We start from the raw sequence: 15543 nt of genomic DNA on the forward strand, positions 1-15543 counted from the left end.
GACTACGCAACCTGTTCGATGGCGCCGGTGATCAGCCCGGTGACTTCCTCGGGCGAGCTCGATGCGATTTTCTTGTCGGCCACCTTGCGGCCGCGTCGCATGACGATGACGCGATCGGCGACGTCGAACACATCGGGCATGCGGTGGCTGATCAGCACCACCGCGATGCCCTGGTCGCGCAGGTGGCGGATGAGGTTCAGCACTTCGGCGACCTGCCGGACCGAGATCGCCGCGGTCGGCTCATCCATCAGCACGATCTTGGCCTGCGACAGCATGGTGCGGGCAATCGCCACCGCCTGGCGCTGGCCGCCCGACATCTGCTTGACGAGATCGCGCGGCCGCGTCTCGGACTTCAGCTCGGCGAAGAGCTGGCCGGCGCGCTTGTACATGGCGCCATAGTCGAGGATGCGGAATGGTCCCAGGCCCTTGCGCAACTCACGGCCGAGATAGACGTTGGCCGCGGCCGTCAGGTTGTTGCAGAGCGCGAGGTCCTGGTGGACGATCTCGATGCCGTGCTGGCGCGCATCGGCGGGCTTGTGCATGACAAGCTCCTTGCCCTCCAGCTGCATGGTGCCGTGGCTCGGGCGGAAATTGCCGGCGATCATCTTGACCAGCGTCGACTTGCCGGCGCCGTTGTCGCCCATCAGGCCGACGACCTCGCCGGCTTCCAGCGAGAACGAGACGTCGTTGACCGCCTGGATGGCGCCGAAATGCTTCGAGATGTTGGCGAGATCGAGAACCGACACCAGCCTTATGCCTCCCCACTTGTTGCACAGCTATCGCCGGCCCGGCCGGCGCCGCTTGCGTCCTGCCCCGTCCATCTCCTCCCGAACGGCGCATTCACGCATTTAGGCGAAAGCGGACGAGGGCGTCAATCAATTGTCAGACGATTAATTTCGAGACTCGACAAAAAATCTGTTTTGTAGGACAAATAGGAATTGACGCTGGCGAAAAGCCGATATTAGCTAAGTCTCGGAGGAAGACCTTGCCCATCGTCCGTCTATCCGGCGGAGGCGGGCAAATGGTTTGAAGATCAAGGATCCGGCTGCGCCGGTATTCGGGCAAACGGATCGGCAAATGCTTATCAGCACGGCCCAGGACGCGAGCGTCAGAAAGTGCTCGCCGTGGTTCCTGCGCATCCGGGCTGATCAGTGTGGCGGGCACGCGGTGTCCGTCTGTTTCAAGGGAGGACTGATATGAGGAAAACACTTTTGCTCGCCGCCGTCGCCGCCATGGCGTTGGGCGCCGGGCCGGCTTTGGCCAAGAAACAGCTCGTCATCGTCGTGAAGGGTCTCGACAATCCGTTCTTCGAAGCCATCCATCAGGGCTGCGAGAAGTGGAACAAGGAAAACGCCAGCTCGGAATATGAGTGCTTCTACACCGGTCCGGCATCGACCTCGGATGAAGCCGGCGAAGCGCAGATCGTGCAGGACATGCTGAGCAAGCCAGACACGGCGGCGATGGCGATCTCGCCGTCGAACGCGCCGCTGATCGCGCAGACGATCAAGAGCGCCAATCCGTCGATCCCGATCATGACCGTCGACGCCGACCTTGCCAAGGGAGACGCAGCCCTTCGCAAGACCTATCTCGGCACCGACAACTACCTGATGGGCAAGAAGATCGGCGAGTACATCAAGAAGGCCAAGCCGAATGGCGGCACGATCTGCACCATCGAGGGCAATCCGGCGGCCGACAACATCCTGCGCCGCGCGCAAGGCATGCGCGATGCGCTGTCGGGCAAGGAGGGCCTTGCGGCACTTGCCGGCGAAGGCGGCTGGACCGAGGTCGCCGGTTGCCCGGTGTTCACCAATGACGACGGCGCCAAGGGCGTGCAGGCGATGACCGACATCCTCGCCGCCAATCCGAAGCTCGACGCCTTCGGCATCATGGGCGGCTGGCCGCTGTTCGGCGCCCCGCAGCCCTATCGCGACCTGTTCAAGCCGATGGCCGACAAGATCGCCAAGAACGATTTCGTCATCGGCGCCGCCGACACGATCGGCGACGAGGTGGCGATCGCCAAGGAAGGCCTGGTGACCGCGCTGGTCGGCCAGCGGCCGTTCGAAATGGGCTACAAGGCGCCTTCGGTGATGCTCGACCTCGTCGGCAACAAGAAGGTCGACGATCCGGTCTTCACCGGCCTTGACGAATGCACCAAGGAAACAGCCGACACCTGCATCCAGAAGTAGGCGCCGCTGCATCCGAAACCATCGAAAAGGAGGGGGCGCCCACAAGGCGCCCCCGATTTCTTTCAACGCCGGCTTTCCTTGTCGACAGGGCAGGGCGCGCTTGCCGCTCCTTTGTTTACGCAATTCCGGCCGGAAGGCTACGGCGAAGGCGCCGAGCCCAACCGCTGCGCGCTTTTCCTGGAATTGCTCGTCAGATATTCTGCTTCACGCCGTTTTTCGAAGGCATCAGGTCGACGCCGTTGAGCTTGCCGATATGGGTGGCGAGCATCGGCACATATTGCTCGGCGGGGCCGGTGGCGAAGGCGGTCGCAAAGGAATTCTTGGTGGCGTTGCCGAGCGGGTTGGCGATACCGGCCGCGCCCGCCATCGATTCCAGATAGGTCAGGTCCTTGAAAGCATTGGCGATGCTGAACTTGTGGGCGTCGCGGTCGCCCTCCAGCGTCCAGCGCATGAAGGTCTGGTAGAAGCCGCAATCCATGCGGCCGTTGCGGATGACGCTGTCGAAGCGCGGCGGCGAGATGCCGACTTTCTCGGCCAGAGCCAGCGCCTCGGAATAGATGGCGGCATAGCCCAGCGAGATGAAGTTGTTGAGCAGCTTCATGCGGTGGCCGTCGCCGGTGTCGCCGATATGGACGATGCGGCCGGCCCAGGTCTCGATCACCGGCTTCAGCCTGGCGAACACCGCGTCCGGCGCGCCGACCATGGCGTCGAGCGTGCCTTCCCAGGCCTCCTTCGGCGTGCGGCTGAGCGGCGCATCGACATAGTCGACGCCGAGCGCCTTGAGTTCGGCGGCGAGCGCCACGGTCGAGACCGGATCGGAGGTCGAGCAATCGACGACGACCGAGCCTTGTTTCAGGCCCTCTTTCAGCCCACCGGGACCGCGGATGATCGCCTCCACCTCGCGCGAGCCGGTGACGCATATGAAGACGATGTCGGAGGCAGCCGCCACTTCCTTGGACGTGGCCACTTCCCTGGCGCCGCGCCCCAAAAGGTCTTCCGCCGGCTTGCGGTTCTTGCGGCCGAGAAAGGTCAGCGGATAGCCCTTGTCGACGATGTTCTTGGCGATGCCGTGCCCCATCAGGCCGAGGCCGATGAAACCGATGTTTTCGTGGGCAGCGGTGGTGCTCATGTCGTCTCTTCCCTGTCTTTCGTGGTGATGGTCGCCCGCGCGCGGGCGATTGCCGAGAAGGTTTCCGCGGATCGCGGTGGCGGGCGATTGCGGAATACCATATTGTCTGACAATACACATAATTTCCGAGCATTGTGGAGAGCAAAATGACGAAGCGGATCATGTTCACCGGCGGCAGCGGCAAGGCTGGCCGGCATGTCGTCGAGTATCTGGTAGAACATGGCTGCCAGGTGCTCAACATCGACACCAAGCCGCTCGACAATCCGAAGGTGCGCACGCTGATCACCGACATCACCGACAGCGGCCAGGTCTTCAACGCGCTGTCGAGCTATGCGGGGCTGCATGAGTTCGACCCATCGCTGCGGGCGCAGCCGGTGGACGCAGTGGTGCATTTTGCCGCCATCCCGCGCATCATGATCACGCCCGACAACGAGGTGTTCCGCATCAACGCGATGGGCACCTACAATGTCATCGAGGCGGCGGTGAAGCTCGGCATCCGCAAGGTCATCATCGCCTCCTCGGAGACGACCTACGGCTTGGTCTTCGCCAACGAGCCGCGCAATCCGACGCATTTCCCGCTCGACGAGGACTATGACGTCGACCCGATGGATTCTTACGCTCTATCGAAGATCGTCAACGAGAAGACGGCGCGGGCCTTCGCGCTGCGCAGCGGCTTCGACATCTATGCGCTGCGCATCGGCAACGTCATCGAGCCGCATGAATATTCGCTGTTCCCGAAATGGTTCGCCGATCCCGGCTTCCGCAAGCGCATCGCCTGGAGCTACATCGATGCGCGCGATCTCGGCCAGATCACTTTGCGCGCCATCGAGAAGGATGGGCTGGGCTTCCAAGTGTTCAACGCGGCCAATGACGACACCTCGTCGGACCTGCCGACAGCGGAGTTGTTGAAGCGCTTTTATCCGGGCGTGCCGGTCAAGGCCGAGCTTGGCGAATATGAGACGCTGCTTTCGAACCGCAAGGCGCGGGATGTGCTTGGCTTCCGGCCCGAGCACAGCTGGCGCAAATACGTCAAAACGGCGTGAGGCGGCGGCAAATGCCTGTTGATCTGTGCACATCTTCGCGGGTTACCGCAAAGCGGGCCTGCCGTGCTTGACAGCTTCTGAAAACGGGATTTTCTGGGCTATATGCGGGACGCGAAGCCGAACAACGAAAAGAAGCCGACCAAGGCCGTAGCCGCGGAGCGTCCGGCCGGCGTTCGACGGGCCAATGCGCCGCGCATGCCGGGCGCCAGCGTGCACACGTCCCTGGCCAGCGAGATTGGTCTTCGGATCGTGCGCGGCGACTATCCGCCGGGCACTATCCTGCCCAATGAAGCGAAATGGTCGGAGACCTTCGATGTCAGCCGCTCGGCGGTGCGCGAGGCGATCAAGATGCTGATGGCGAAGAGCCTGCTGGCCTCCCGGCCGAAGATTGGCAGCTGGGTCGAGCCAAAGGAACGCTGGAACCTGCTCGACCGTGACGTGCTGTCCTGGTACGCGACGTCGCCAGACCGCGAGGTTTTCCTCAAGACCGTGCAGGAGTTCCGCCATATCATCGAGCCGGAGGCAACGGCCTTCGCGGCGCTGCGGCGCACCGAGGAGCAGATGGCCGAGATCAGCCAGGCCTGCCGCGAGATGGGGGAGGCGACCAACCTGCAGGAGCGGACCCGGGCCGACACGCGTTTTCACCTCGCCATCCTCAGGGCTTCGGGCAACGATCTCTTGGTGCCGCTCGGCGTCCTGATCGAATCCGCCTTCGACCATCTCTTCACCTACACGACACGCGAACTGGACGATCTGCAGCACGCCCAGAAGCTGCACGAGGCGATCGAGCGGAACATCCGCCTGAAGCGGCCGGATGCGGCGCGCAACGCGGTCCGCAAGCTGCTGGCGAATACCGACGAAGTCATTCAGTCGCGCTGAGACGCCTACTCCTGTTTTTCGCGGCCGAAGGCGGCGCGCAGTTCGTCCTTCGCTTTTTCCAGCACCTTCTTGCGCTCTTCGGGCAGGTTCTTGCCGGCCCGGTTGATGTAGAAATTCAACATCGACATGGCGGACTGGAACGGCTCGGCCTTGCGGCGGTCGCTGTGCTCGGCCGAACGTTTCAGTGATGCGGCGATCTTCCTGGCGTCGTCGGATTCGAAGACGTGGTCTTCGAGGTCCATCGCGTTGCTGTGTTCGGTCACGTCAGCTGACCATTTTTTCGTAGCGGTCATGGCGAACTCCTTCCATCAGGCAAACTCCGTGAGGCGAGGCGGGTTCCCGGTTCTGGAGCCACCGATTTGCCGGTCGTGGCGCTGCTCGGTCCGGGAAATGCGCCGATAGTGCGGTTCAAACGCGCGATCTCGAAGAAATCGCGCACAGGAGACGCCGTGACGACAGTTCCAGCAAACGCGGCAAACAGCGCCGGCGTCGACAGCGTCTATGCATGGACGCGGCTAGCCGTCTCCCTGCTGCTGGCCACGATCGGCGGCGTCGGCACCTGGGCGGTGGTCGTGGTCCTGCCCGCGGTGCAGGCCGAATTCGGCGTCGACCGCGCCGCCGCCTCGATGCCCTATACCGCGACCATGGTGGGGTTTGCCGCCGGCAACGCGCTGATCGGGCGCGCCATCGACCGCTTCGGGTACTGGATACCGGCACTTGCCGCTTCGCTCGCGCTTGGCGCAGGTTTTCTGTTGGCGTCGCTCGCCAATTCCATCCTGGGCGTCACGCTTGCTCAAGGCCTGCTGATCGGCGTCGGCTGTTCGGCGATCTTCGGGCCGCTGATCGCCGACGTCTCGCACTGGTTCAACCGCCGCCGTGGCGTCGCGGTGACGGTGGCGGCGTCAGGTAATTACATTGCCGGGGCGGTCTGGCCGACGATCATGCCTTACGTGATGCAAGGCCATGGCTGGCGCTTCACCTATGCGGCGATCGGGGTCGTCTGCCTCGTCACCATGGTGCCGCTGGTCTTGCTGTTGCGCCGACGTGCGCCACATGAAGGGACTTCCGGCGCGCCGCGCGGCCGGCCGGTGCAGCCGATCTCGCTGTCGCCTGCGCAATTGCAGGTCCTGCTGGTGATTGCCGGCTTTGGCTGCTGCATGGCGATGTCGATGCCTCAGGTGCATATCGTCGCCTATTGCATGGACCTCGGCTACGGCGTCGCGCATGGCGCCGACATGCTGTCGATCATGCTGGCGGCCGGCGTCGTCAGCCGGATCGGCTCCGGCTTCCTCGCCGATCGCATCGGCGCGGTGAAGACGCTGCTGATCGGCTCGGCGCTGCAGTGCCTGTCGCTGTTGTTCTACATCCCCTTCGACGGGCTTGCCTCGCTCTATGTCGTCTCGCTGGTCTTCGGCCTGTCGCAAGGCGGGATCGTGCCTTGCTATGCCATCATCGTGCGCGACTATATGCCGGCAAAAGAGGCCGGCCGGCGCGTCGGTATCGTGCTTATGGCGACGATCTTCGGCATGGCGGTGGGCGGCTGGATGTCGGGCTGGATCTACGACCTCACCGGTTCCTACGCCGCCGCTTTCCTGAACGGGATCGGCTGGAACCTCGTCAACCTCGGAGCCATCGCGCTTTTGATGTGGAAAGCCAACCGACGCGCTGCCGCGATCGCCTGACGTATCGATAGGCCTGGCGCCGAAGTCGGGTTGCTTGACAATGGTCGGCGCATGCGCGACCCCAATCGGCAATGCTGACTTGGTGGGCTGACTTGGTGGCGCGATGACACGGACGCCGATCCTGATGGTGCGGCCGCGCGTGGCAGACGGGGGGACAAGGCGTTGACCAAGCCGCGTTCCCGTCGTGGCGGCGGCCGTCCGACCATTGCCGATGTGGCGCGCAAGGCCGGTGTCGGCGCGATCACGGTGTCGCGCGCGCTGCGTGAGCCCGGGCGGGTGTCGGAGGATCTGCGACGGCAGATACAGGCCGCGATCGACGAACTCGGCTACGTGCCCGACCCGAATGCCCGCGCGCTTGCCTCGGCGCGGGCGGAGGTGTTCGGCGTGCTGGTGCCTTCGCTGACCAACAACGTGTTCGCCGAAGTGGTGCGCGGCATCTATGACAGCCTTTCCGACAGCCTGTTCCGCATCCAGATCGGCAACACCCATTATTCGGGCCTCGAGGAAGAGCGGCTGTTGCAGGTTTTCGGATCGCAACGCCCGGCGGCGCTGATCGTGGCCGGCATCGACCAGACGCTTGGCGCGAGACGCCTGCTGGAGAATGCCGGCTGTCCGGTGGTGCAGGTGATGGAAACCGGGCCGGACCCGATCGACATGATGGTTGGCTTCTCGCATTTCGACGGCGGCAAGACGGCCGCCGAGCACCTTCTGCAAGCCGGATACCGCAAGATCGGCTTTATCGGCGCGCGGATGGACCCGCGTTCGCAACGGCGGCTTGCCGGCTATCGCGCCGCCATGGAGGCCGCCGGGGTGTTCGACGCGCGGCTGATCACCACGACGCCCGTGCCGTCAAGCGTGTCGCTGGGGCGCGAGTTGTTCCGCGACGCGCTGGCCAAGATGCCGACGCTGGATGGCGTGTTCTGCAACAATGACGATATCGCGCTCGGCGTTCTGTTCGAATGCCATCGCGCGTCGCTCGACGTGCCGAAGCAGATCGGAATTGTCGGCTTCAACGATCTCGACATGATGCAGGTGTCGTTTCCCTCGATCACCAGCGTGCGCACGCACCGCTACGAGATCGGCACCCGCGCCGTCGCCATGGCGCTGGCGGCGATAGCCGGAAACCGGCCGGACCGGCGGATCGTCGACCTCGGTTTCGAGCTGATGCGGCGCGAGAGCACCCAGCGCTGACAACACGGAAAATCGCGCTCTGAAGAACACGGAAAAATGACGAAGGCGGCGCTTTACAGTCTCATATGGTAGCGCTACCATTTGTCTGTAAAATCAACATACGGCGGGGATCTGCTTTGTTTATTATACATAAGCAACAGCCAATGCTTGTTTTTTATGTATAATATGATAGTTCTCTAAATTGCCGGGAGTGTTGAGGGGGAGAGGAGGATCAGGGCGACGCGCTCGTCCCGTGAGGGCGTTTGGCCGCGCGGAGGATGCCAGCCTGTAGCGCCAGGATTCATTACAAGCAGAACTGCAACTGGGAGGAATATCGATGATCAAGTCACTCGTTGGCGGCGTCATTGCCGCCACTGCATTCGTCATGCTGGGTTCGTCGGCGATCGCCGGACCTGAAGTGGTCAAGGGACCCGCGGCCGAGCCGGATTGCTTCGCGCCCTGGGCGGCCGACACGCAGTTTTTCAAGTTTCCGAAGAAAGACGGTCCTTACCGTATCGCGCTTGCCAACGGCTACATCGCCAACACCTGGCGCATCCAGATGATCCAGACGGCCAAGGCCTATGCGGCGCAACCCGATGTCGCCAAGAAGCTCAAGGAATTCAAGGTCGTGTCGACCGGTGAGGATGTGCCGGCGCAGATCTCGGCGATCAACAACTTCATCGATTCCGGCTTCGACGCAATCGTCGTCAACGCCCAGAATCCAACCGCCTTCGGGCCGGTCATCAAGCGCGCCAAGGAAGCCGGCGTCGTCCTCGTCGCCTTCGACAACATCCTCGACACCAAGGACGCCATCAACGTCAATGTCGACCAGAAGGGCCTCGGCGAGCTCTGGGGCAAATGGCTGGTCGCGCACGTGCCGAACGGCGGCAAGGTGCTCGAGGTCCGCGGCGTTGCCGGCACCTCCGTCGACACCGACCGCCACAACGGCATCCACGAGGTGCTCGATGGATCGGGCAAGAAGTGGAACGTCACCGAGGTCGTCGGCAAGTGGGATGACGGCGTGGCGCAAAAGGCCACGGCCGATGCGATCGCCACCAGCGGGCCTTTCGACGGCATCACCGGACAGGGCGGCGACACCGGCATCGTACAGGCGATGATCGACGCCAAGCATCCATTCGTGCCATTCGGCGGCGAGACCGAGAATGGCTTCCGCAAATTCTGTGCCGCGCATGCGGGCGACGGGCTGAAATGCTCGTCCGCCGGCACCGGCCCGGCCCAGGTGGCGGTCGCCATCAAGACAGCGATCTCCGCGCTCGAAGGCAATGTCGTGCCGCAGTCGGTCAAGCTGCCTTTGGCAATCGTCGAGGATCCGAACTTCAAGGCTGGCCAGGATTATTTCCCCGACCAGTCCGACAACTTCTTCGTCGGCAACTCCTTCCCGACCTGCGGCATCAATTTCACCGCGCAGGAAATCATGGGCCAGACCAAGGAAAACAAATAGTCTGACTGGACGGTGTCGCGGCGAGCCCGCGGCACCGTCTCCTATCGCCAAATCGAAACCGGCCGGGGAGGGCTGATGGACGGCGCGGCTCCGCTCTTCCGCATGGAGGGCATATCCAAGCGCTATGGCGGCGTGCGGGCCTTGGAAAAGGCCGACCTGACGGTGACCGCCGGCGACATCCACGCCATTCTCGGTGAGAACGGTGCCGGCAAGTCGACGCTGATCAAGGTCATGGCGGGCGTCGTGGCGCCCGACGAAGGCACGATGACGCTCGATGGGCGCGCGGTGAGTTTCGCTTCGCCGGCCGCGGCCAACCAGGCCGGCATCGTTTGCATCTTCCAGGAACTGTCGCTCATTCCCGAATTGAGCGTCGCCGACAACATCGTCATTTCCGACCCACCGAAACGCTTCGGCATGATCGACCGCAAGGCGCAGAGGCGCATCGCCGAACAGGCGCTGGCGCGTGCCGGCGCTTCCGACATCCATCCGCGCGCCCTGGTCAAGGACCTGCCGCTGTCGCGCCGGCAGATGGTGGAGATCGCCAAGGCGCTGGCCCGCAAGCCGCGCATCCTGATCCTCGACGAAGCGACCTCGGCGCTGACCGCGGCGGATGTCGCCAAGGTCTTCGAGGTGTTGAAGCGGCTGCGCTCGGAAGGGCTGGCGCTGCTCTACATCTCGCACCGCATGAACGAAATCGCGGAACTCGCCGACCATTGCACGGTGTTCCGCAACGGCCGCAACGTCGCCAGCTACGCCGCTGGCTCGAAGAGCGACAATGAGGTGGTCGAATTGATGATCGGCCGCGAGTACAGCCATATCTTTCCGCCGAAACCCGCTGTCGCTCCAACCGCGACGCCTGTGCTCGAAGCGCGCAACCTCTCCTGGGCAGACCGGCTCGACAACATCTCGCTGAGTGTCAGGGCAGGGGAAGTCGTCGGCCTCGGTGGTCTCGACGGGCAGGGGCAGCGGGAATTGCTGCTCGCCTTCTTCGGCGTGCTGCGTGGCCTTTCAGGCGAGATCCTGATCGACGGTAAACCTGTTTCGATCGCCAGCCCGACCGCGGCCAGCCATGACCGCATCGGCATGGCGCTGATCCCCGAGGATCGCAAGACCGAAGGGCTGATGCTGCCGATGACGGTGCGCGAGAACCTGTCCTTCGCAGCGCTCGACAGGCTGTCGAAAGCCGGCATCATCGACCGCGTCGCCGAGCAGCGGCTGATCGACGACATGGTCGGGCTGCTCGCCATCAAGACGGCGGGCCTCGACATTCCTGTCGGCGCGCTGTCCGGCGGCAATCAGCAGAAGGTGGTCATCGCCAAATGGCTGATGCGGCAGCCGCGCATCATCCTGCTCAACGATCCGACGCGCGGCATCGATGTCGGCACCAAGCAGGAGCTCTACCAACTGATGCGCAAGCTGGCGGATGCCGGCGCCGCGATCCTGTTCTATTCGACCGACTATGACGAACTGATCGGCTGCTGCGACCGCGTGCTGGTGCTCTATGACGGCGCGGTCAAGCGCGAGCTGGTCGGCGACGCGATCACCGAGCACTCGCTGATCGCCAGCGCGCTCAACATCCATGACGATGATACCCGCATCGGGCTGGGAGGGAAGGCGTGAAGGACTGGCGCTACTTAATGGCCGAGCAGCGCGGGACGCTTTTGGCCTTCGGCATCTTCATCGTCATGTTCGCCATTTACAGCGCGAACCATCCGGCCGGCTTCACGGCCAATGTCGTGCAGACGGCCGCCAACAAGGGCGTGTTGCTCGCTTTCGTCGCCATGGCGCAGACATTGGTGGTGATCACCGCCGGCATCGACCTGTCGGTCGGCATGATCTTCACGCTGACCAACTGCATGGCTTCCTGGCTGGTGATCGGCACCGGTCTCGAAACCGCCTTCGGCGCGTTGGCGGTGCTCGGCACCGGGCTCGCCTGCGGGGCGGTCAACGGCGCCATCGTCATTTACGGCCGGCTGCAGCCGATCGTCGCCACCATCGCCACCGGCGCTGTCTTTTTCGGTCTGGCGCTGCTTTTGCGTCCAGTTCCCGGCGGCTCGGTCAACGAGGACCTTGCAGATTTCCTGACCGGGCGTTTCTTCGGCGTGGTGCCGGCAAGTCTCGTGGCGCTGCTCGTCGTCGTGCTTGTCGTCTGGGTGCCGTTCAGCCGCTCCGAACTCGGGCGCGCCGCTTATGCGGCGGGCTCGTCGGAGACGGCGGCTTACATGTCCGGCGTGCCGATCCGCAGGGGCAAGTTTCTTGCCTACACGCTTGCCGGCCTGCTGGCGTCGATCGGCGGCCTGTTCCTGACCTTCTTCACCTATACGGGCGAGGCGGCCTATGCCAGCGGCAACGCCTATACGTTGTTCTCGATCGCCGCCGTTGTGCTTGGCGGCGTCTCGCTGTTCGGCGGCAAGGGCAGCGCCATCGGCGCGATCTTCGGCGCGCTCGCCTTCCGCACCATCGGCGACCTCTTGTTCGTCTTCGATTTCGATCCGCTCTGGCAGCCGCTGTTCCAGGGCGTTATCCTGTTGATCGCGGTCAGCCTCGGCGCCTTCGCGCTGTTTCGGGTGCGCAACCGGCTGGAGTGGTTCCTGTGAGCGAGACGACGCTTGGCGGCATTGCCGGCCGCATGCCCAAGTTTCTGCGACGAGCCGATCCGGCTGTCGTCACCGCCTTTGCCTGCATCGTGCTGCTGCTTTTCCTCGGCAGCCTCTATTCGCGCAGCTTCCTATCGCCTGAATATCTGCTGCAGCAGTTGAAGGTCGCATCCTTCCTCGGCGTCATCGCCACCGGGATGATGCTGGTCATCCTGCTCGGCCAGATCGACCTCTCCGTGCCATGGGCTGTGGCGGCAGGCGCCATGATGGCCTGTGCGGCGGCCGCCTACGGGTCGGTCGGCATTGCTCTCGCCATCCCCTTCGGCGTCCTGTGCGGCGTGGCGATCGGCATCGTCAACGGCATCGGTGTCGCCTATCTGCGCATCCCCTCGATGATCATAACTCTGGCCACCAACGCGGTCGCGCAAGGGCTGATGGTGGTCTACACGGGCGGCTTCTCGCCACAGGATTCGGCGACTGCGGCTATGCGCTATCTGGCGACCGGCTTCACCATTCCGGGCGTTCCCAATGCCGTCATCATCTGGGCGCTGATCGGCGCCGCGATGGTCTTCGTGCTGACCCGCACCAGCTTCGGCCGCGCCGTCTACGGCATCGGCAACCGCGAGCGCGCCGCCTACCTTTCCGGCATCGACACGCGCCGCATCGTGATGATCGCTTTCGCCGTCTCCGGCGGCCTGTCGGCCTTTGGCGGCGTGCTTCTGGCCGGCTACGCGTCCAAGGCGGCGCAATCCATGGGCGATGCCTATCTGCTGCCGTCGATCGCCGCCGTCGTGCTTGGCGGCACGTCGATCCTGGGCGGGCGCGGCTCCTATCTGGGCACCGTGGCCGGCGTGATCCTGATCACGCTCCTGCAATCGATCCTCTCGGTCATGCAGATGCCGGAAGCGGGGCGGCAGATCATCTATGGCGTCGTCATCGTCGCCATGCTTCTGCTCTACGGGCGCGCGCCGGCTAGCCGCTGACCGTGGATGAGGCGAGCGCAGATCGCGGACCCCGGAGCTTCGCATGAACGATCTTCGGACGGCGCCGGCCATTGTCGTGATGGGTGTTGCGGGTTGCGGCAAGACGGCCGTCGGCGAGGCGCTCGCCAAGGCTCTCGGCGCCGACTTCATCGAAGGAGACCGGCTGCATCCGCCGGAGAACGTGGCGCGCATGGCGCGCGGTGAGCCGCTGACGGACGCGCTGCGCGAGGGCTGGCTCGACGCCATAGGCGAGCGTGTCGCGGCCTCGGTTGCCGGCAAACGGAAAGCGGTGGCGGCGTGCTCGGCGCTGAAGCGCGCCTATCGCGACCGGCTGAGCCGCTTCTGCCCGGACACGGTCTTCCTCTATCTAAAGATCGATCGCGAGACCGCCTGGCGGCGCGTCGCCAATCGCAAGGGCCATTTCATGCCCGCAAGCCTGGTCGACAGCCAGTTCGCCACGCTGGAAGAGCCGGCGGCCGACGAACGGGCCGTGACGGTCGACGGAACGCGAAGTGTTGCCCAGATTCTGAAAGGGATCGTGAGTTAATGCATGTCGCGCAAAAGTGACCTCGGTTTTGCGGCAACGACATGCATCAAACAAAGGACCTGAAGCGCGTCGCCTGAAATCCGTTTCAGCGCGACGCGCTTTAGAGCAGCAGCCCCGGGCGCTTCAGGCGCCGTCATTGCCGATCGCGGCCTCGGTTGGCCGCTCGGTCAGCCGCGTGGCGCTCGACCAGGCCATCATCTGCTCCGGACAGAGTTTGAGCGTTTCCAGCATATGGTCGCGCTTCGACAGGATGTATCGCGCCTGGACTGCGAGGTTCTTCGCGGTGGCGTCCCTTGCTGGCGCCGCCGGCATCTGTGGACCCGCGCTCAGCACGTTGACGATCGCCCGATACTGGCGAAAGGGCACTGTCTCGATGGTCGCCATATGAAACAGCGCCGCACCCGCGCGCGCGGCGAAGTTTGCCGGCGCCGAGGCAAGGTGGGTCCAGCCGCGTTCGCCCATGGCGGCCTCGGTGAAGGCGGAGCCGGCATAGACGGTGTTGGTCATCAGCACCACGCCGTTTGCCTTCAGGGTCTTCTGGATGCGCGTGGTGACCTGATAGGCGTCGGTGCGCTCAAAGACGATCCGGCTTTTCAGGAAGCGGTTCTCGACCTTGACCAGCGGCGGGTTGATCACGCGCAGGCCGAAAGTGCTGGGGGAGAAGCCGTGGTACTGCGCGCTCACCTGATGGGCATCGACGCCGGCCTCATGCAGGGCGCGCTTGCCGATGATCGTCTGCGCCGCGAACTGGTCGCACCATATGATGGCGCCGCGACCGTTGCGCAAGGCCCCTTGCAGGGCCTCGAGGCCTTCCAGCCGGATCGCCGGCGACCAGCGCCAGCCGGCGACGAGATGCGCCGCAAGCGCCAGCCGTCGGGTATGAAGAGCGGCAAGCTGTGCTTCGAACATGCTTTTCGTGTCGACGGCATCGCCGAGCACGGCCTTCACCGCGACGTCGTAACGGGCAAAATCCTTGCGAAAGTGGCGCTTGCGCCTGAACCCGGACACCCAGCCGCAGATGGGGCCCCACCAGGAGACCGGCAGCGTCGCGGCCACGCCGAGATAGAAACAGGACAACAGGCTTTCGCGCAGGTCCTGATTGGAGAAGCGACGCAGCTTTCCAGGGCGGACAATCTTGCGGCTGAAGAAACGAACAGACTCATTGCGCTCCGGCACCGCAACATCGGCAATGATCTCGGTGTGATAGATGTCGCTCGACGATGGCTGCCGGTTGGCGTTGCGGGAATTGCCGAGCCAAGGCAGCCTCATGCGTCAGAGCCCCGTTTCATCCTCAGCCGCTTTACTGCGTAGAAAGCGGGCAAGCAACCGATTGAGCTGCTGTCAGGACCGGGTCGCTTCAAATCTGCGAGGTGAGTTCCGCCGGAAAATCGTCGTTGTCGGCGTCGCGCATAGCGGCGAGGCTTCTGTTGTCGAGCACCTCGGCGATCGCCTGGCGCACTTCCAACATCATGTGGCGAACCTGGCACGTGGCCTCGTCGCAATCCTCGCAGCGCTGGTATTGCGTGCGGCTGGCGCAAGGGATCGGCGCCAGCGGGCCGTCGAGCACGCGCACGACATGGCCGATCTTGATCTCGGAAGCAGGCCGGGCGAGGCGATAGCCGCCTTCCTTGCCCTTGCGGCTCTGGACGAAACCGGCATTGCGCAACTCGCCCAGGATCGCATCCAGGAATTTCTTCGGGATGTTGTTGGCGACGGCGATGTCGTTGACGAATGCAAGCTGGCCAGCTGGCAGGCTGGAAAGATGCACGAGGGCCTTGAGGCCGTATTTGCCTTTTTTGGTCAGCATGCCCGATTCAGTTCATCAAACCCCAATGGGCCTGCATCTGGCGGTTGTTTGTGTGCAA

General features: G+C 63.9%; 15 protein-coding genes. 10 read left to right on the forward strand and 5 right to left on the reverse strand.

Annotated features, from left to right (window positions below; translation table 11 throughout):
• Positions 1 to 2: 2 nt before the first annotated feature.
• A complete protein-coding gene (locus RFM52_RS13720) occupies positions 3 to 746 on the reverse strand; it encodes an ATP-binding cassette domain-containing protein (protein ID WP_320297055.1) in 744 nt (247 codons plus the stop codon).
• 450 nt (positions 747 to 1196) lie between these two features.
• Between RFM52_RS13720 and RFM52_RS13725 the strand changes: the two genes are divergently transcribed.
• On the forward strand, positions 1197 to 2186 hold the full coding sequence (locus RFM52_RS13725; RefSeq protein ID WP_320297054.1) for a sugar-binding protein: 990 nt from the start codon (positions 1197 to 1199) through the stop codon (positions 2184 to 2186).
• 190 nt (positions 2187 to 2376) lie between these two features.
• Here RFM52_RS13725 and RFM52_RS13730 read toward each other — a convergent pair whose 3' ends face one another.
• Positions 2377 to 3435 carry an NAD(P)-dependent oxidoreductase gene (locus RFM52_RS13730; RefSeq protein ID WP_320297053.1) on the reverse strand — a complete coding sequence of 353 codons (1059 nt, stop codon included), beginning with the start codon at positions 3433 to 3435 and terminating at the stop codon, positions 2377 to 2379.
• A gap of 26 nt (positions 3436 to 3461) precedes the next feature.
• Between RFM52_RS13730 and RFM52_RS13735 the strand changes: the two genes are divergently transcribed.
• On the forward strand, positions 3462 to 4358 hold the full coding sequence (locus tag RFM52_RS13735) for an NAD-dependent epimerase/dehydratase family protein (protein WP_320297052.1): 897 nt from the start codon (positions 3462 to 3464) through the stop codon (positions 4356 to 4358).
• Positions 4359 to 4460: 102 nt separating this feature from the next.
• Positions 4461 to 5237, forward strand: coding sequence for a FadR/GntR family transcriptional regulator (locus RFM52_RS13740; protein ID WP_320297051.1), 777 nt, complete (start codon positions 4461 to 4463; stop codon positions 5235 to 5237).
• Positions 5238 to 5242: 5 nt separating this feature from the next.
• Here the strand turns inward: RFM52_RS13740 and RFM52_RS13745 are convergent, their stop codons facing one another.
• A complete protein-coding gene (locus RFM52_RS13745; protein ID WP_320297050.1) occupies positions 5243 to 5530 on the reverse strand; it encodes a DUF3175 domain-containing protein in 288 nt (95 codons plus the stop codon).
• A gap of 156 nt (positions 5531 to 5686) precedes the next feature.
• Between RFM52_RS13745 and RFM52_RS13750 the strand changes: the two genes are divergently transcribed.
• The 7 genes from RFM52_RS13750 to RFM52_RS13780 all read left to right on the forward strand — a co-directional run bounded on the left by RFM52_RS13750 (position 5687) and on the right by RFM52_RS13780 (position 13678).
• A complete protein-coding gene (locus tag RFM52_RS13750) occupies positions 5687 to 6919 on the forward strand; it encodes an MFS transporter (RefSeq protein ID WP_320297049.1) in 1233 nt (410 codons plus the stop codon).
• A 162-nt stretch (positions 6920 to 7081) separates the two neighbouring features.
• Positions 7082 to 8110, forward strand: a complete 1029-nt coding sequence (gene gntR / locus RFM52_RS13755; RefSeq protein WP_320297048.1) for an HTH-type transcriptional regulator GntR — start codon at positions 7082 to 7084, stop codon at positions 8108 to 8110.
• 316 nt (positions 8111 to 8426) lie between these two features.
• Positions 8427 to 9551, forward strand: coding sequence for a sugar ABC transporter substrate-binding protein (locus RFM52_RS13760; protein WP_320297047.1), 1125 nt, complete (start codon positions 8427 to 8429; stop codon positions 9549 to 9551).
• A 75-nt stretch (positions 9552 to 9626) separates the two neighbouring features.
• A complete protein-coding gene (locus RFM52_RS13765) occupies positions 9627 to 11171 on the forward strand; it encodes a sugar ABC transporter ATP-binding protein (RefSeq protein ID WP_320297046.1) in 1545 nt (514 codons plus the stop codon).
• Positions 11168 to 12148, forward strand: coding sequence for an ABC transporter permease (locus tag RFM52_RS13770; RefSeq protein ID WP_320297045.1), 981 nt, complete (start codon positions 11168 to 11170; stop codon positions 12146 to 12148). The genes RFM52_RS13765 and RFM52_RS13770 overlap by 4 nt, the downstream gene beginning before the upstream one ends.
• Positions 12145 to 13131: an ABC transporter permease gene (locus RFM52_RS13775; RefSeq protein ID WP_320297044.1), complete on the forward strand. Its 987-nt coding sequence runs from the start codon at positions 12145 to 12147 to the stop codon at positions 13129 to 13131. The genes RFM52_RS13770 and RFM52_RS13775 overlap by 4 nt, the downstream gene beginning before the upstream one ends.
• Before the next feature lie 43 nt (positions 13132 to 13174).
• Positions 13175 to 13678: a gluconokinase gene (locus tag RFM52_RS13780; protein ID WP_320297043.1), complete on the forward strand. Its 504-nt coding sequence runs from the start codon at positions 13175 to 13177 to the stop codon at positions 13676 to 13678.
• Between the two features lie 123 nt (positions 13679 to 13801).
• On the opposite strand, the gene RFM52_RS13785 is transcribed toward RFM52_RS13780, so the two are convergent.
• Positions 13802 to 14947, reverse strand: coding sequence for a hypothetical protein (locus RFM52_RS13785; RefSeq protein ID WP_320297042.1), 1146 nt, complete (start codon positions 14945 to 14947; stop codon positions 13802 to 13804).
• 88 nt (positions 14948 to 15035) lie between these two features.
• Entirely contained in the window at positions 15036 to 15485 is a 450-nt protein-coding gene (locus tag RFM52_RS13790) for an RrF2 family transcriptional regulator (RefSeq protein WP_027167615.1), read from the reverse strand.
• Positions 15486 to 15543: the final 58 nt, after the last annotated feature.

This window comes from Mesorhizobium humile, from assembly GCF_033977215.1.
Classification (GTDB): domain Bacteria; phylum Pseudomonadota; class Alphaproteobacteria; order Rhizobiales; family Rhizobiaceae; genus Mesorhizobium; species Mesorhizobium humile.